The 18,004-nt window shown below is 36.5% G+C and carries 18 protein-coding genes; 5 read left to right on the top strand and 13 right to left on the bottom strand.

Features of this window, described 5'->3' with window-relative positions:
- The 6 genes from parE to AC1Q8N_RS21975 all read right to left on the bottom strand — a co-directional run bounded on the left by parE (position 1) and on the right by AC1Q8N_RS21975 (position 7,278).
- On the bottom strand, positions 1-1,965 hold the full coding sequence (parE, locus tag AC1Q8N_RS22000) for a DNA topoisomerase IV subunit B (RefSeq protein WP_048544043.1): 1,965 nt from the start codon (positions 1,963-1,965) through the stop codon (positions 1-3).
- Positions 1,966-2,339: 374 nt separating this feature from the next.
- Positions 2,340-2,753, bottom strand: coding sequence for a CoA-binding protein (locus AC1Q8N_RS21995; protein WP_048544048.1), 414 nt, complete (start codon positions 2,751-2,753; stop codon positions 2,340-2,342).
- A 79-nt stretch (positions 2,754-2,832) separates the two neighbouring features.
- Positions 2,833-4,074 carry a S1C family serine protease gene (locus AC1Q8N_RS21990; RefSeq protein WP_048544050.1) on the bottom strand — a complete coding sequence of 414 codons (1,242 nt, stop codon included), beginning with the start codon at positions 4,072-4,074 and terminating at the stop codon, positions 2,833-2,835.
- Between the two features lie 202 nt (positions 4,075-4,276).
- On the bottom strand, positions 4,277-4,954 hold the full coding sequence (locus AC1Q8N_RS21985) for a response regulator transcription factor (RefSeq protein ID WP_001044683.1): 678 nt from the start codon (positions 4,952-4,954) through the stop codon (positions 4,277-4,279).
- Between the two features lie 18 nt (positions 4,955-4,972).
- Positions 4,973-5,425, bottom strand: coding sequence for an anaerobic ribonucleoside-triphosphate reductase activating protein (nrdG, locus tag AC1Q8N_RS21980; RefSeq protein WP_048544052.1), 453 nt, complete (start codon positions 5,423-5,425; stop codon positions 4,973-4,975).
- The gene (locus tag AC1Q8N_RS21975) at positions 5,422-7,278 is read right to left on the bottom strand and encodes an anaerobic ribonucleoside triphosphate reductase (protein ID WP_098079633.1); all 1,857 of its coding nucleotides are present in this window, start codon (positions 7,276-7,278) and stop codon (positions 5,422-5,424) included. Before AC1Q8N_RS21975 ends, nrdG begins: the two co-directional genes overlap by 4 nt.
- A gap of 225 nt (positions 7,279-7,503) precedes the next feature.
- On the opposite strand from AC1Q8N_RS21975, the gene plsY reads away from it, so the two are divergent.
- Together plsY and AC1Q8N_RS21965 are read left to right on the top strand one after the other, a co-directional pair.
- On the top strand, positions 7,504-8,100 hold the full coding sequence (gene plsY / locus AC1Q8N_RS21970; protein ID WP_098091643.1) for a glycerol-3-phosphate 1-O-acyltransferase PlsY: 597 nt from the start codon (positions 7,504-7,506) through the stop codon (positions 8,098-8,100).
- 108 nt (positions 8,101-8,208) lie between these two features.
- Positions 8,209-8,499, top strand: a complete 291-nt coding sequence (locus tag AC1Q8N_RS21965; protein WP_001054448.1) for a HesB/YadR/YfhF family protein — start codon at positions 8,209-8,211, stop codon at positions 8,497-8,499.
- Positions 8,500-8,525: 26 nt separating this feature from the next.
- Here the strand turns inward: AC1Q8N_RS21965 and AC1Q8N_RS21960 are convergent, their stop codons facing one another.
- Complete coding sequence (locus AC1Q8N_RS21960; RefSeq protein WP_000495804.1) at positions 8,526-8,945, bottom strand: acyl-CoA thioesterase; 420 nt, start codon at positions 8,943-8,945, stop codon at positions 8,526-8,528.
- A 109-nt stretch (positions 8,946-9,054) separates the two neighbouring features.
- Between AC1Q8N_RS21960 and AC1Q8N_RS21955 the strand changes: the two genes are divergently transcribed.
- Positions 9,055-10,347, top strand: a complete 1,293-nt coding sequence (locus AC1Q8N_RS21955) for a glycoside hydrolase family 18 protein (protein ID WP_046954571.1) — start codon at positions 9,055-9,057, stop codon at positions 10,345-10,347.
- A gap of 68 nt (positions 10,348-10,415) precedes the next feature.
- Here the strand turns inward: AC1Q8N_RS21955 and sspN are convergent, their stop codons facing one another.
- The 4 genes from sspN to AC1Q8N_RS21935 form a co-directional block, all read right to left on the bottom strand.
- Entirely contained in the window at positions 10,416-10,550 is a 135-nt protein-coding gene (sspN, locus tag AC1Q8N_RS21950; protein ID WP_000527987.1) for an acid-soluble spore protein SspN, read from the bottom strand.
- Between the two features lie 43 nt (positions 10,551-10,593).
- Entirely contained in the window at positions 10,594-10,737 is a 144-nt protein-coding gene (locus AC1Q8N_RS21945; protein ID WP_001254698.1) for an FbpB family small basic protein, read from the bottom strand.
- 142 nt (positions 10,738-10,879) lie between these two features.
- Complete coding sequence (locus tag AC1Q8N_RS21940; RefSeq protein WP_098048234.1) at positions 10,880-11,827, bottom strand: 3'-5' exonuclease; 948 nt, start codon at positions 11,825-11,827, stop codon at positions 10,880-10,882.
- A 115-nt stretch (positions 11,828-11,942) separates the two neighbouring features.
- Positions 11,943-12,518 carry a TlpA family protein disulfide reductase gene (locus tag AC1Q8N_RS21935; protein WP_000269060.1) on the bottom strand — a complete coding sequence of 192 codons (576 nt, stop codon included), beginning with the start codon at positions 12,516-12,518 and terminating at the stop codon, positions 11,943-11,945.
- 250 nt (positions 12,519-12,768) lie between these two features.
- Here AC1Q8N_RS21935 and AC1Q8N_RS21930 point away from each other — a divergent pair, with 250 nt between their 5' ends.
- Positions 12,769-13,026, top strand: coding sequence for a hypothetical protein (locus AC1Q8N_RS21930; protein ID WP_048544059.1), 258 nt, complete (start codon positions 12,769-12,771; stop codon positions 13,024-13,026).
- A 23-nt stretch (positions 13,027-13,049) separates the two neighbouring features.
- Here AC1Q8N_RS21930 and AC1Q8N_RS21925 read toward each other — a convergent pair whose 3' ends face one another.
- Complete coding sequence (locus tag AC1Q8N_RS21925) at positions 13,050-14,699, bottom strand: ABC transporter ATP-binding protein (RefSeq protein ID WP_142330306.1); 1,650 nt, start codon at positions 14,697-14,699, stop codon at positions 13,050-13,052.
- Positions 14,700-14,815: 116 nt separating this feature from the next.
- The gene (gene acnA / locus AC1Q8N_RS21920; RefSeq protein ID WP_048544062.1) at positions 14,816-17,539 is read right to left on the bottom strand and encodes an aconitate hydratase AcnA; all 2,724 of its coding nucleotides are present in this window, start codon (positions 17,537-17,539) and stop codon (positions 14,816-14,818) included.
- A 291-nt stretch (positions 17,540-17,830) separates the two neighbouring features.
- On the opposite strand from acnA, the gene sspO reads away from it, so the two are divergent.
- Positions 17,831-17,980, top strand: a complete 150-nt coding sequence (sspO, locus tag AC1Q8N_RS21915; RefSeq protein ID WP_098079641.1) for a small acid-soluble spore protein SspO — start codon at positions 17,831-17,833, stop codon at positions 17,978-17,980.
- Positions 17,981-18,004 lie beyond the last annotated feature (24 nt).

The raw sequence follows: 18,004 nt of genomic DNA, 5'->3' as shown, positions 1-18,004 counted from the left end.
TTATTCCACCTCCGTCTCCATAATCATTTCATTTTCTAAAATATTTCCTTCTTCTTGCATACCAAATTGTACATTTCGTTCGATCCATTTACGGCGAGGTTCTACTTTATCACCCATCAATGTCGTAACTCGGCGCTCCGCTCTTGATGCATCGTCAATTTTCACACGAATCAACGTACGTGTTTCAGGATTCATCGTCGTTTCCCATAATTGATCGGCATTCATTTCGCCAAGTCCTTTATAGCGCTGCAGCATGTAGCCTTTACCGACCTTTTTTGTTACACCATCTAATTCTTCATCAGACCATGCATACTCAATCACTTCACTCTTACCTTTTCCTTTACTTACTTTGTATAAAGGAGGAAGTGCAATAAATACTTTGCCAGCTTCGATAAGTGGTTTCATATATCTGTAGAAAAACGTTAGTAACAATACTTGAATGTGCGCACCATCTGTATCAGCATCGGTCATAATTACAATTTTATCGTAGTTAATATCTTCAACAGCGAATTCATTCCCTACACCACCGCCAATAGCGTAAATGATTGTATTAATTTCTTCATTTTTAAAGATATCAGCAAGTTTTGCTTTTTCTGTATTGATTACTTTACCACGTAACGGTAATACCGCTTGGAAACGTCGGTCTCGACCTTGTTTCGCTGAACCACCCGCAGAGTCACCCTCTACTAGGTACAGTTCATTTTTTTGCGGGTTACGTGATTGTGCTGGTGTTAACTTACCACTTAATGTACCTTCTGATTTCTTTTTCTTTTTACCAGTACGCGCTTCTTCTCTCGCTTTACGAGCAGCCTCACGTGCCTGCGCTGCTTTAACTGCCTTTCTCACAAGAAGTGTAGCAACATCCGGGTTTTCTTCTAAAAAGTAAGCTAAATGCTCAGATACAACTGCATCAATTGAAGAACGAGCTTCACTTGTACCAAGTTTCCCTTTCGTTTGCCCTTCAAACTGAAGTACTTCTTCTGGTACACGTACAGAAACGATAGCCGCTACACCTTCACGAATATCTGTACCTTCTAAGTTTTTATCTTTTTCTTTTAATAACGATACTTTACGAGCATACTCATTGAACACACGTGTCATTGCTGTCTTAAACCCAGCTTCGTGTGTTCCACCATCTTTTGTACGTACATTATTTACAAACGAAAGAATATTTTCTGAGTAGCCATCGTTAAATTGAAAAGCTAGCTCTGCCTCAATTCCATTTTGTTCACCAGTAAAATATACAACCGGATGGATTGAATCTTTTTCTTCATTTAAGTATGAAACGAAAGCTTCGATTCCTGTTTCATAATGAAAGACATCTTCTAAATCATTTCGCTCATCTTTTATTGAGATTTTCATCCCTTTTAATAAGAATGCAGATTCACGTAATCTTTCACATAATGTTTCGTAATTATAATTTGTTGTGCTGAAAATCGTTGTATCTGGTTTAAAATGTATTGTCGTACCAGACTCTTTCGTCTTCCCGATCTTTTCCAGTGTCGTTGCAGGAATACCACCATTTTCAAAGCGTTGTTCATAAATATTTCCGTCACGTTTAATCGTCACTACTAACCATTCTGACAAGGCATTTACAACTGATGCCCCAACACCGTGTAAACCTCCACTTGTTTTATAGCCACCTTGACCAAACTTACCACCGGCATGAAGTACAGTTAAAATAACTTCAGGTGTAGGTTTCCCAAGTTTATGCATTCCCGTAGGCATTCCTCGCCCTTTATCAATAACGCTAATACTATTATCTTTATGTATTACGACAGAAATTTCGTCGCCAAATCCCGCTAACGCTTCATCAACGGAGTTATCTACTATTTCATATACTAAATGATGCAATCCACGGCTATCCGTACTCCCGATATACATACCCGGGCGTTTTCGAACGGCTTCAAGTCCTTCTAGCACTTGAATTGCATCTTCATTATATTGGAACTGATGCTTTGCCAAACTCCTTGCCCCTTTCCTAATCAAATCAGAACATATGTTTCTATTATAGAATAACGCCTCGACTATAGTTTTGGCAAGTTATCTTATCTCTTTTATATACCATTTTCAATAGAAAAATCCTTGTTTTTTCACAAGGATTCCTCTAGGCTACTATTTCAGAAAAATAATCGTTTGTCAACGAGAAATGGATATGTATGCCAAGATTATACATTCCAAACCTTTATCATGATCCAAATGATCAATATCCAAAATGGGATAACAAGTAACAATCCCCACAAACAGCCTTTAAAAAATCTCATGATGAACACCTCGTTCATCGGCCCTACTTATTTATAACGAGGGCTGAATCAATCTTTCTCTCTTTAAAACCTATACTATTTTGTCATCGCATGTTCTACTTTAATGCAACGATCCATTATTACAGTATAGCCTTTTTCTTGCAAAAGTTTATATGTATCTTCATCTTGTACTCCTAATTGTGCCCAAAAAACATCTGCATCAATCTCTACAAACTCTTTCGCAACATCCATTAAAAATTCTGAACGACGGAATACATTTACAATATCAACATGTTCCCTAATATCCTTTAGTGAAGAAACTGCTTTTTCTCCAAGCACCTCATCTACTGTTGGGTTTACTGGAATAATGCGATACCCAGCATCTTGCATTGCTTTTGAAACCATATACGATGTACGTTCTGGCTTATCCGATAATCCAACAACTGCAATCGTTTTGCTTTTCTTTAATACTTCACCAATTTCCGTACGAGTTGGGTTTTCAATTGTCATAATTTATCCCTCCTATTCCTTTAGTATAGCCGATAAAGAAAGTCTCTTTCAATATGAAAGAGACTTTCTTTTATTTCAATTATTGATTCTTTGTAGCTGAATTATCTGCTAAAGTAGCTGTTTTCGTCATTTTTTGACCGTTACGATAGAATGTAACTTCTACTTTCTCGCCTACTTTTTTCTTTTCATATAAATATTTACGGAATTGAAGTGAATTTTCTACTTTTTGATTATCTAATGATACTACAATATCATATTGCTCTAAACCAGCTTTTTCTGCAGGTGATATTGGGTAAATTTTACCTAATACAACGCCGTTTGTTACTTCTTTCGGTACTTTCAATTGATTTACTGCATAAGCTTGCACATCTTCTAATGAAACGACACCTACTCCAAGAGCTGGACGTTTCACTACTCCGTCTTTTTCAAGTGATTCAATAACTGGCTTTGCAATATTAATTGGAATAGCAAATCCAATTCCTTCAACTTCTTGTTGTGCAATTTTACTTGAATTAATCCCAATTATTTCACCATTTTGGTTAAACAACGCACCACCACTATTACCTGGGTTAATTGCTGCATCTGTTTGAATAACTTGAGCATTCCAATCTGCACGCTTATCGCCATCGATATCTACTGGAATTTCACGTTCTTTGCTACTAATAATACCTTCCGTTACACTTCCATCAAACCCTAGTGGGTTACCAATTGCAATCGCTTTTTCACCCGCACGAAGTTTACTTGAATCACCTAAAGTGGCAACTTTATTTACATTAGATCCATCAATTTCTACAACCGCTAAATCTAACCAAGGGTCTTTCCCTACAAGTTTTGCATCTACCTTTTTACCATCACTTAGTTTTACAGCAAGTTTATTCGCTCCATCTACTACATGGTTGTTCGTTACAATATACGCTTTATTTCCTGCTTTTTTATAAATAACACCCGATCCTGAGCCAGCTTGTTGCTCTTGGCCTGTCGGTTGCATTGCAAATGGATCAACACTTTGTTGCATATTAATAACACCTACAACAACATCTTTCGCGCCTTCAATCATACCAGGTAAATCAGTTTCATTTTTTGCTTTATTGACAACAGGAACTACAGTACCTTCAACTTTTGAATCCGAACTGAATGATGATACAGCCGCTCCATTATTTTGAGCCCATGGCATATATGGTGCCGCAAAACTAATTGTGACAGCCCCAACTACAGCTCCGACTAAACCTGTGAAAAAATAACCTTTTTTACTACCTGATTTTCTCACTTCTCTCGTTTCACTATGCTCTTCATTTAAATTTGGTCCGTCGTAATATCCCATGTTTACTTCCCCTCTCTGGTGAATTCGTATTTTCAGTATAGTCACGTTTTGTGTCCTTCTTGTGAACTCATCGTGAAATCCAATTAAAAAAATACTCTTATCTAACATTGTAGACAAGAAAAGTATTTTTTGTACATTCCACCTACAAAAGAGAGTATAAATTTGCTATATCCCAAAGCTAAAGCGCATAGTAATTTAAAGGTTATTCTTCAAATTTGTAACCCACTCGAATAACAGTACCGATATGCTTCGCTTTATCTCCTAGCTTATTTCGTAGTTTTTTAATATGAGTATCAACCGTTCGGTCATCACCGTAGTAATCATATCCCCATAACTGATCTAATAAATGTTGACGTGACAACACAATTCCTTTGTTCTCCATTAAATAAACAAGAAGTTCAAATTCCTTATGTGTCAATATAATTTCTTCTCCATCTACTAAAACGGTTCTAGATAGACGATTCACTTCTATTCCAGCTAAAGACATAGCATTTTCTTCCGCTACTCCTACCACGCCATCCGCACGCTTCAATAATGTCTTCGCGCGAGCTACTAACACTTTCGGGCTGAAAGGTTTCGTTACATACTCATCTGCACCTAATTCGAACCCTAGTAATGTATCATCCTCATCCGAACGTGCTGTCAACATAATGATTGGTACTGCTGATTCTTTTCTAATTCGTCTACAAACAGACCATCCATCTATTTCTGGTAACATTATATCTAACATAATTAAATCAATTTCATGCTCTGCAAATAATTCTAACGCTTTTTTTCCATCTTCTGCTTCGATTACTTCAAAGCCTTCATTACGAAAATAATCACTAACGATTTCACGTAATCTTCTTTCATCTTCAACTAGTAATACTGTTTTATTCATATCATCTATCCCGCCTTTTTACTCTTTCAATCGAATAATACGTTGATTGGAGCTTCCGCGAAATGGAAGTGTTAAATCTTTTTTCTCGATTTCAAATCTTCCATCGACTAAAACATCCCCATAATGTAACAACTCTATCATATCATTATTTTGAGAACTCTGTATCTCTTCTAACGTATAACCTGTATACATCCAAAGATTTTTTTTCAAGTCTTTCACAGCTTTTGCTACTTTTTTCACTTCAGCAGCTTGAAAAAATGGATCTCCACCTGAAAATGTTACATCAGTTAATGAATTACTTGCAATCTCTTTCACAATTTCTACTACTGTCATTTCAGTTCCATTACAAATATTCCACGATTTCGGATTATGGCAACCGAAACAACGATGCGGACAGCCCGCAAAAAACACGACTGTCCGCAACCCTTCTCCATCTACTACACTATCATGAATGATATTCATCACTTTCATTGATGCTTCACCCGATCCATCTCTTCACTACGTTTTGCACTATTCCACTTCGACATATCTCCTACAAGATAGCCTGTAATACGGCGAATTCTTTCTATATTAGCCTCGTCTTCATTTCCGCAACTTGGGCATTCATTTCCAATAACTCCGTGATAACTGCAGCACTTACAACGGTCAACAGGATGATTAATTGAACCGTATCCAACGCCATGATCTGCCATCGCTCGTACAATTTGTTTTAACGCCTGTTTGTTATGCATAGCTGCTCCGTCTAGCTCAATATACGTAATATGTCCCCCATTACATAGGGCATGGAAAGGTCCTTCTAAACGAATTTTATTTATCGCTTGAATGCTATAGTAAACTGGGATATGGAATGAATTCGTATAATAATTATGGTTCGTTATACCGCTAATCACACCAAATTCTTCTCTATCTTTTTTCACAAACTTCCCTGATAACCCTTCTGCAGGAGTTGCAATTACTGAGAAATTCAGTTCATGTTCTTCCGTCGCTTTATCCATTCTATCTCTCATAAAGGAAATGATTTCATACCCGAGTTTCCATGATTCTTCATCTTCTCCATGATGCTTTCCTGTTAAAGCTACTAAGCACTCCGCAAGACCGATAAAACCAAGACTTAACGTCCCTTGCTTTAAAATGGATGCTACAGAATCTTCAGGCTGTAAATTCTCTCCACCGCGCCATACACCTTGTGAATATAAAAATCGAAAATCTCTTGCTCGCTTCGTACATTGATACTCAAATCTCTCTAATAATTGCTTAATTCCTAAGTCTAGGTAATAATTTAACGCTTCAAAAAATGCTTCTTTTGAACCACTAATTAACGCTAATTTCACTAAGTTGATAGACGTAAATGATAAATTGCCTCTTCCAATCGCTGTTTCTTCTCCATGTATGTTAGACATAACACGGGTACGACATCCCATATAACATACTTCACTTTCCGGTCTTCCGTTATAATGCACTGCATTAAATGGCGCATCTAAAAATGAAAAGTTAGGGAATAATCGTTCCGCCGTTGTCTCTAACGCTAATTCAAATAAATCATAGTTCGGATCACATTCTTCAAAGTTCACACCTTTTTTCATTTTAAAAATTTGAATCGGAAAAATTGGTGTTTCTCCTTTACCAAGACCAGCTTGTGTCGCTTTTAAAAGTTGTCTAACTAATAACCGTCCCTCTTTTGATGTGTCTGTTCCATAATTAATAGAAATAAACGGTACTTGTCCCCCGCCCCTACTGTGCATACTATTTGAATTATGAACGAAAGCTTCACACGCCTGATACGTATCATTTTCTGTTTCTTCCCATGCAAATTCTTCTATTTGTTCTTTCGTAAGCGGATATGACTGTAATCGTTTCTTATGTCTCGCTACTGTTTTTCTCACATATGGAGCTAAATCAATATCAAAGAGTGCAAATGATTGACCACCGTGCTGCATATTTTGATTCGCTTGAAAAATAATAGACGAAAGAGCCAATGCACTTTTAATATCCTGCGGTTGTCTCATATGCCCATGTCCGGTATGAAAACCGTCCGCAAGCATTTGCGCTAACGGAATTTGCGAACAAGTCGTCGTTCCTGTCGCATAAAAATCTAAGTCATGTGGATATAATATATTTTGATTTATCGCTTTTTTCACTTGATCTGACAATAAATTTTCAACTGCATAATATTTCGCACTCTCTGATGCGAACGTTCCCATTACTCCCATTGGAGAGCGACCATCTACATTTGCATTTTCTTGCATTAAATCTTGCTCACTACCGTGGACAATCGTCTCAAACACTCTCATTAATTCTTCTCCACGTACATTTCGTTGTAACATTTATAACCCTCCACCAATATGTTGTTGTCTTTTGATTAAAATGTTACTACATATAGTCTTGGTGTTTCTGTGAGAAATGTAACATTCCTGTGAAATTTTTTTCACGAAATAATGAATTTTTCATTTACAAAAAAGAAATGTGCTCTTTACAAATGTATGGTACAATATACGGGAAAAACTCTTTTTACCCTTTATCAACACATTTGAATAAAGGAGACTGAACTTATGGTTATTACATATCTTTTATTTATCGTTGCCTACTTACTTGGCTCGATTCCATTCGCACTAGTCGTTGGGAAAATCGGCTACGGAATCGATATTCGTGAGCATGGAAGCGGTAATCTAGGCGGGACAAATACATTCCGCACACTAGGGAAAAAAGCAGGTTTTATCGTTACAATTGCTGACATTTTAAAAGGTACATTAGCAACAAGTCTACCGCTTATTTTCGGTTTAGATGTTCACCCACTATGGTTCGGATTAGCAGCTGTTCTTGGACATGTGTATCCGATTTTCGCGAAATTCCGTGGTGGTAAAGCTGTTGCAACTTCTGCTGGCGTGCTATTATGCTACTCTCCAGTTGTTTTTGCAATATTAGCTGTTGTCTTTTTCAGCCTTTTATTTACAACAAGATACGTATCACTTTCTTCTATGGTAACAGCCGTCGTTGCTGTTATTGCATCCATTGTTAGCGGGGATAAAATCTTCATTATTGCGATGTGTTTATTAGCAGGTATGGTTATTTATAAACACCGTGCAAATATCGGACGAATTATAAATAAAACTGAACCGAAAGCAAACTTTTCAAAAAAGCAAAAATAAGATCGTAACCCACATAACGCAAAAAGAAAACGTGAAGCATATTAATAGCGTCTTTTTGCGTTATTTTTTATACTAAAGAAAAAGCAACATAATTTGGAGGAACTATACATGAATCTTTCCGTAACAAAAGAAGCAGCACAATGGTATAAAAACGAATTAAACTTACAATCGGGTGAAACACTACGCCTTTTCGTACAATACGGCGGTTGCAGTACTGTGCAAAAAGGACTTTCTTTAGGTATTCGTAAAGATGATCCTGCACATCCTGCTGTTCAAACTCAAGAAGAAGGTATTAACTTCTTTATTGAAGGCGATGATGAGTGGTTCTTCGATGGACATAATTTAGCTGTTACCTTTAACGACGGTGATGATTTCCCGCAATTTAATTATGAAAAATAAAAAAACGTGGCTTCTGCCACGCTTTTTTATTTTTTCTTAATTTCCTCATATTTCGCATACCACTCAGGATATAACTTTTTAAATGATACGGGCCTGAACCCTTCTTTTTTCGCGCAAATATTCGTCGTACTTGCAGTAATACAAAGTTCACCTTCACCGTTATATATTTCATAACCATATACAACGCGAAGCGGACTAACAGTATCAATCCACGTTTTCACAATTGCTTTTTCTCCGTAACGCATCGCTTTACGATATGAAATTTGCAAATCTAACACAGGAGAAATAATTCCCTCTTTCTCCATTTCAACATATGAAAATCCTAAATCTTGTATAAGTTTCGTGCGACCTAGTTCAAGCCACACCAAATAGTTTGAATGGTAAACAACACCCATTTGATCTGTTTCCGCATAACGGATTTCAACTTCATGTTCTGCTACAAACATATGTATTCGCCTTCTTTCACTTCTGCTACCTTGCATACATTTAATCATAATACAGTGACATCAAAAATAAAATAAAAACAGTGAATCTTTTACTGAAAGGAGCAAGCATATGATTCAAATTGTAACTGTTCGTAGCGGTGATAGCGTATATAGCTTGGCATCAAAGTACGGATCAACACCTGACGAAATAGTAAAGGACAATGGACTAAATCCAGCTGAAACACTCGTTGTAGGTCAGGCACTGATCGTTAATACGAAAGGGAATAATTATTATGTACAGCCTGGCGATAGCCTATATCGAATCTCTCAAACATATAACGTACCTCTCGCTAGTTTAGCTAAGGTCAATAACTTATCTTTAAAATCCATTCTTCATGTTGGACAGCAATTATATATACCAAAAGGGACAAAACGCGCAGTAGAATCCATCGCTTATTTACAACCTTCAACAATACCAATAAAAGAAAGTTTAGTTAACGCTACGCGTGCCATTAATCCATTTTTAACATATTTGGCTTACTTCAGTTTCGAGGCAAAAAGAGATGGTACGTTAAAAGAACCAACTGAAACAGCTAAAATCGCTAATATTGCAACGCAAGGCAAAACCATCCCGATGCTCGTTATTACAAATATTGAAAATGGAAATTTCAGTGCCGATCTGACATCGGTTATTTTACGCGATGCATCGATTCAAAACAAATTTATTACTAACATTTTACAAACAGCTGAGAAGTACGGTATGCGAGACATTCATTTTGATTTCGAGAGTGTAGCACCTGAAGATCGCGAAGCGTATAATCGTTTTTTACGAAATGTAAAAACACGCTTACCTAACGGATACACATTGAGTACAACGCTTGTACCGAAAACAAGTTCAAATCAAAAGGGAAAATTTTTCGAAGCTCACGATTATAAAGCACAAGGGCAAATTGTTGATTTCGTCGTCATTATGACATATGACTGGGGTTGGCAAGGCGGGCCACCGATGGCTATTTCTCCTATCGGTCCTGTAAAAGAAGTACTTCAATATGCAAAATCTCAAATGCCTCCCCAAAAAATTATGATGGGACAAAACTTATACGGATTCGATTGGAAACTTCCGTTCAAACAAGGCAATCCGCCTGCAAAAGCAATTAGCTCTGTCGCAGCTGTCGCACTAGCTCGTAAATACAATGTCCCCATCCGCTATGATTTCACAGCTCAAGCTCCTCATTTTAATTATTTTGATGAAAATGGTGTTCAACACGAAGTTTGGTTTGAAGATTCACGGTCTGTTCAAAGCAAATTCAATTTAATGAAAGAACAAGGTATAGGCGGTATTAGTTACTGGAAGATTGGCTTACCATTCCCGCAAAATTGGCGTTTACTCGTTGAAAATTTTACGATTACGAAAAAGGGCTGACATAAGTCAGCCCTTTTTGACTATTAAAAATCCTTCACAAAAAGAAGAATGACAACATTCTCCCTTTTTTAACCGTTATCAACAATCGGTTGTTTGCCTGTTTGGTCTTGCATTTGCTTCCCTTTATTGCCACCAGCTTTTTTTGATTGTGTTCCAATATGATTCGGTGCAAAGTCTTTTGAATTCTTTTTCGGATTACCCATTACTATCGCCTCCTTAACACTAGTATCGTACTAGTGTTAAGAATTATTCAGCTTGCTTAAAAAGTTGCATTTCATAACGTTTTTCAATACGCTCTTCAATGCGATCGATTGCATCACGATCACTTAATAATTGTTGTTTATTTTCTTTCACAAGTTCGTCAAATGATTTACGGCGACTTCTTCTCATGCTGTTCACCCTCTCTCCTTCGCATTCTTACTATACATAGTATGAGCAAATGAAAAACTCTTTAATCAGATTTGTAAGAAAATTTTATGTTTTAGTATTCCTAAAAAAACTCCGTGCACAACTTCTTGTACACGGAGTTTTTTTATACCATTATATTTAAATATTCTTTTAGCTTTTCATCTGCATTCATTTCACTTTGTTTATACTCACTTAGCGCTTGCAGTACGAAATCATACTGTCCTAAAATATAACTTTCTAATTTCAGGACATCCTCTAAGCTATTAAGCATAATTCTCGTATTACCAACTTCACTTTTTAACGCGGGTTCACAATTTAAACTCGTACATATTTCTTTCACATCATCTTCTAATATCTCTGTTAATACGTATTTCTTTCGCCCTTTTACTTTTACTCTCATAACTGGATAAAAAGCTTTTATATCTAAATAGCTTCCTACATTCATACAACGAATCCATTCGATATCACGTTTATTTCGTACAAGTATCTTTTTTACTGCTTCATATACTACGGTTTCATCAAGTACTTCTGTATTCGATTTCCTGTTTGTTTCTTCTTCAATAGATGCACATTTTTGATAAACAGCTGCACAAGTAATACAATCATCAAATGCATTATGAGAACTTAAACGAATGCCAAGCATTCGCTTTAACGTTTCAAGTTTATGATTAGGTGCGTGCTTCATATATTTCTTCGCTAAAAACACAGTATCAATCACTTTATTTTGAGGTTCAGGCAGCCCAAGCATGTTTACATTACTTTTTAAAAAACGCATATCAAAAGATGCATTATGAGCGACAATAACATTTGTATGTAAAAATGCTAAAAATAAAGGTAATACTTCTTCAATCGTCGGTGCATCTGAAACACGATAATTTGTAATACCTGTTAAACTCGTTATTCGGTCCGGAATTGAACGCTCTGGATTCACATAGGAAACAAATTGATCTACTAGTTCATGATTACGATATTTCACTGCTGCTACTTGAATAATTTTATCATTATAAGGGTTAAATCCTGTTGTTTCAAAATCAATTACAACATAATCTAACGGTAAGGATACATTCCCCACTCCAAACACTCCTTTACCTCTAAACGTTTATATTTCTTTTATCATAACATGCTGCTATCACTACGTGAAAAAGAAAAGGCAGAAATGGTAACTTTCCACCTCTACCTTTTCACCATTATTTTAATTTAGCAATCCGTTTCTCCATCTCTTTTTGCGTCATCGGTCCAATAAACTTATCTTGAATGACACCTTTCGTATCTATAAAATACGAAGTTGGAATCGTAATTACTTTATACGCTGTTGTCACATCAATGTTCTTGTCCAATAAAATAGGAAAAGTAATTCCTTTTTCTTTTGCAAAATTGCTTACCTTTTCTACTCCCCCGCCCTTTTCTGAAGGCGTATAATTTATTGCTAAAATTTCTACATTTTCTTTATGTTCTTTATAGAAAGCCTCCATATCCGGCATTTCTTGCTGGCAAGGTCCACACCACGTTGCCCAAAAGTTTAAAATCACTTTCTTTCCTTTCAGATCTGATAACTTTACATTCGTTCCATCTAACTTCGTTAATTCAAAGTTTGGCGCACTCTTCCCTATTTCGATACCATTACTTGCAATCATCTCTTTCATAGCAGCTTCACTTTTTTCTTGCTCCCCTTGTACCGCCTGGTCTTTTTTACCAAACTGTTCATAAGCTGCATACCCCGCTAAACAAAGTAACACTACAATAATCGTAAGCTTCCGCCACATTTTATATCACCCTAACGTATTTATCTTCTTATTAACCTAATTACCCAAATACTATATACCTTATTTTAGCTTATACGGACAAGCTTGGAAATATTCACAGTCAAAATAATTAGAATATTCTTATTTAAAGTGAAGTTTTTTCCTTTTTATCATATAATTAGAAAAACAGATGAGGTGTTTTATCTTCTTATTGACCCACTTACCTATTTATTCTCGTAGTTATATAACCTTCAGCAAAGGGGGATTGTTTATGAATTCATTCGAAAAAACAACATTATATATTCTTAGTTTTCTTTTATACCCAATCGGCATTATTACATGGATCATTTCACTCTTTAGTAAAGATTTTGAAAAAAAGAAAGTAGGGCGTATTTGTCTCTACGTCTCTCTAGTCTCATTCGTCCTTTTCTTAATTCTCGGAATTGCAACTTTCCTTATGACTGCTACTTTTAACGTTGATCTGAATCACTCCGAATCTATCGAGTATCAAATAAATGATGCTGAATAAAGATAAGAGCACTGCTCTTATCTTTATTCATATCTCTGTAAAAACGAATGACTATTTATTAATTTTTCAGGACTTCCACATGCAACAATACTTCCTTCTCTCATTATAACAACACGATCTGCTAGTATCGCTTTCTCTACATCATGTGTTGCCACAATTCTCGTGACCTCTCTTCCTAATCCTTCTATCATATTCCAAACAGTTTCTTGGTTGCTCGGATCTAATCCCGCAGTCGGTTCATCTAAAATAATAAGATTCGGATTTGAAACAATAGCACGTAATAATGCAAGACGTTTTCTTTCTCCTCCAGAAAATTCTTCACCACTTTTATGTAGTACAGTTTGAACCCCTTCAGGCAACTTCCTAATAATGGATGTTCCATTTACTAGTTCAATATTTTTTTCTAACTGGTGTTCTATATACTCTTCACCGAAATACATATTTTCTTTTACTGTCGTCCGAAAGAAACGAGGTTCTTGCCACACTGTCTTCATACGAGCCTCATTACCATAATAAACAACGCTACCGTTAGATGGTTTATACAAACCTGTCATTAATTTTAAAAGCGTTGTTTTTCCTGCACCACTTTCTCCTACAATCATAACGAATTCACCAGGATTAATTTGCAAATCAATATTATGAATTCTGCATTTCTCTTCATTACTCTCCTGAAATGAAACATTTGTTACCGTCATCCCCATCGCTCTTTCTACCTTACTATTTGCCACTCGTTTATCTAAAAAGGAAAAAACTCTATTTGCCGAAGCGACTGCAACTTGTGTCATCATTAATAAATCGCCAACGTAGCGGACTGGAAAAAAGAGCATTTCAATTGTGGCTAACACAGCAACAATTGAACCAACTTCCATTTCCCCCTTCATTATTTTCTGCGCGCCTATAATGAGAACAACAATATATGCCCCTGTTTCAATCACGGTTCCAACTACTCCAATGCAATGTTGCATCATCGTCTTCTTTACTTCTGTTTTATAAGATTGTGCCGTTACTCCCTTAAATAAGCGAATGGCCCATTTTTCTTTTTCCAAACTACGTAAATCTTGTGCTCCTTTTACAAACTGTGACACCATCTCTACAACACTTGATTGATTTCTTTGAGCAATGCTGGCGATATTTCTTACCTTTTTCCCCATCAACATCGGAACCGTTGCACTTAAAAATAAAAACGGAGCTACCCACAATATGAACTTTATATCTATATGTTGTAGTGCTATGATTGCGCCAATAAATTGGGCAATAGCGTGTATATATTCTATTAATATAGATCCATATAATCTGACCCAGTTCGGAATATCAGACACAACTAATGTCTCTAACTCTCCTCCCTTAATCTTCTCACTCTCTTCAAACGGTAATGAGAAGAAATGACGCAATACATCTATACGCTTCTCTCGTAATATTCGCTGACTCGCTTTTGAACTTACATAATCAAATGAAAGATTGTTCACCCACATCAACAAGCGGCTAGCTGCAAACAAAGTAATGTAAAGATACACCTCCTTTAACTCTCGTTGAATAAGGTTATCTACAATTAATCCCATGAATAGTGGACGAGATAAATTTAAAATAGCAGCAAAGCATCCACTACAGACAGCTGCTATTACTAATAATTTTTCTTTCTGTAACGGTAACAATATTCTTTTATATTCTTTCATGATGTTCCCTCCATTTTTATAGTAAAAAGAAAGGGATGAAACCAAATGGTTTCATCCCTTTCCATAAAATAAGGAAGCTAACAGCTGTTAGCTTCCTTATCGTTCATTTCAATTATTTAATTTGACACTTTAGACTCTTCAATTTTCTCACGAAGAACCATTTGCAGAATACCACCGTGACGGTAGTAGTCAATTTCTACTTCACTATCGAAACGAGCTACTACTTCAAATTGTTTTTCGTTGCCATCTGCATCAGTTGCAACTACTTTTACAAGATCGCGTGGTCTAACTGTTTTGTCAATTTGAATTTCAAATGACTCATTACCAACAAGACCTAACGTTTCAGCGCTTTCGCCATCTTTAAATTGAAGTGGTAATACACCCATTAATACTAAGTTACTACGGTGAATACGTTCGAAGCTTTCTGCGATTACTGCTTTAATACCTAATAAGTTTGTACCTTTCGCAGCCCAGTCACGAGAACTTCCCATACCGTAATCTTTACCAGCAATAACTAGAAGGCCTGTGCCATCTTCTTTATATTTCATAGCAGCATCATAGATTGATGTTACCTCACCAGTTGGCCAATATGTTGTGTATCCGCCTTCTGTTCCTGGTGCGATTTGGTTTTTAATACGGATGTTCGCGAATGTACCACGCATCATAACTTCGTGGTTACCACGACGAGAACCGTAAGAGTTAAAGTCAACAGGTTGTACGCCGTTTTCTAATAAGTAGCGTCCTGCTGGTGTATGCTTACCAATTGAACCTGCTGGTGAAATATGGTCTGTCGTTACAGAGTCCCCAAATTTACCAACTATGCGTAAATCTGATAACGTTTCAACTTCACCTGGCTCTTTAGATAATCCTTCAAAGAACGGTGGGTTTTGAATATAAGTTGAATCATTATCCCAAGTATATAAAGCTTCATTTGAAGTTTGGATTTCATTCCAGCGCTCATTGCTGTTAAATACTTGTGCATATTCTTTCTTGAACAGTTCAGATGTAACAACGTTTTGAACTACATCTTCAATTTCTTTAGCTGATGGCCAAATGTCGTTGAAGTAAACAGCATTGCCATTTGCATCTTTACCGATTGCATCATTTTTCAGGTCAATATCAACAGTACCTGCAAGTGCATATGCCACAACAAGTGGTGGTGATGCTAAGTAGTTTGCTTTTACAAGTGGATGAATACGACCTTCAAAGTTACGGTTACCAGATAAAACAGATGTTACTAATAAATCGTTTGCTGCGATTGCTTCTTCTAATTCCTCTGCTAACGGACCAGAGTTACCGATACAAGTCGTACAACCGTAACCAACTGTTTGGAAACCTAATTGATCTAAATATGTTGTTAAACCTGATTTATCTAAGTATTCAGTAACAACTTTAGATCCTGGTGCTAATGATGTTTTTACGTACTCAGGTACTACAAGCCCTTTTTCAATTGCTTTCTTCGCAACTAGACCTGCCCCAATTAATACGTATGGGTTTGATGTATTTGTACAGCTTGTAATTGCAGCGATTGCAATTGCACCTGTTTTCATCGTTACTTCTTTATCTTCTAATGTAACCTTCACTTCTTTATCGAACTCTTGCTCATTAAATCCAAGTCCTTGTGTTCCAACTGGTGCTACAACAGCTTTATGGAACGCATCTTTCATATCTGAAAGTGGAATTAAATCTTGTGGGCGTTTCGGTCCAGAAAGGTTAGATTCGATTGTATTTAAATCAATTTCAACAAGATCAGTGTAAATTGGATCTTTGCTGTCTGCTGTATAGAATAGACCATTTGCTTTACAGTATTCTTCAACAATGCGAATTTGCTCTTCATCTCTACCTGTTAAACGTAAGTATTCTAATGAAATATCGTCAATTGGGAAGAATCCACAAGTTGCACCGTATTCTGGTGCCATATTTGAAATTGTTGCACGGTCAGCTAAAGGCATGCTCTTTAGCCCATTACCGAAGAACTCAACGAATTTACCAACTACACCTTTTTGACGTAATACTTGTGTTACTTTTAATGCAACGTCAGTTGCTGTAGTACCACTTGGAAGTGTACCAGTTAATTTCACACCGATTACTTCAGGTACTGGGAAGTATGAAGGCTGTCCAAGCATTCCTGCTTCCGCTTCTATACCACCAACGCCCCATCCAAGAACGCCGATACCGTTAATCATTGTTGTATGTGAGTCTGTTCCAACTAATGAATCTGGGTATGCAACTAAGTCACCTTCAGCATTTTTCACAGCATGAACAACTGGTGCTAAATATTCAAGGTTTACTTGGTGTACAATACCTGTAGCTGGTGGCACTGCGCGATAGTTATCAAATGATTTTTGTGCCCAGCTTAAAAATTTATAACGTTCTTCATTACGTTTAAACTCTAAGTCCATGTTGAATGCAAGCGCGTCTGCCGTACCCGCTCTATCAACCTGTACAGAGTGGTCAATTACAAGGTCTACAGTAATTTCCGGATTAATTTTATCAGGATCCCCGCCCATATCTGCCATTGCTTTACGAAGCGAAGCCAAATCTACAACAGCTGGTACACCAGTGAAATCTTGTAAAATTACACGAGATGGTTTAAATGGAACATCGATATCTTGCACATCTTTCGTTCCCCATTTCGCTAAATTTGTAACATGCTCTTCTGTAATTACACGTCCGTCTACTTGACGAAGTACTGATTCAAGTAAAACTTTCACGGAATATGGTAATTGAGATACGTTGCCAACCCCTGCGTTTTCAAGCGCTTTCAAATCATAATAATGATACGTTTTTCCATCTAATTCAAAAGTTGCACGTGATTGAAATGGATTATGTTTGACCATTATGTTTCCCCCCTGTTAAACGTGACTAAGTTGTCTGAATATAAAATGTAGACAAACTTTTCAATACCTTACGATAATATCTTATTACAACTTTCTAAATAAGTAAATAATAAGAAACTTATAGATTATCATAAGTTTTCTTTATGTTCCTAAATTTGAATAGTGTTCACGCTCCTTATGAATACTATTACCATAAAGTAAAGTGCTCTATTAGTGCTTTACTTACAGTTCATACATACTATGAACTGCTCATCATTCAACATACAAAAAAAGTTATAGAGGTGAAATAAAATGGGTAAAAGAAAAGCAAATCATACTATTTCAGGAATGAATGCGGCATCTGCACGAGGACAAGGTGCTGGTTATAATGAAGAATTTGCAAACGAGCCTTTAACTCCAGCAGAGCGACAAAATAATAAAAAACGTAAAAAGAACCAGTAACGAAAAATCCCAAAAGGTCCACTT

This window comes from Bacillus sp. GW823-FHT06B01, assembly GCF_058952315.1.
This window is presented reverse-complemented; position numbering and strand designations above follow the sequence as displayed.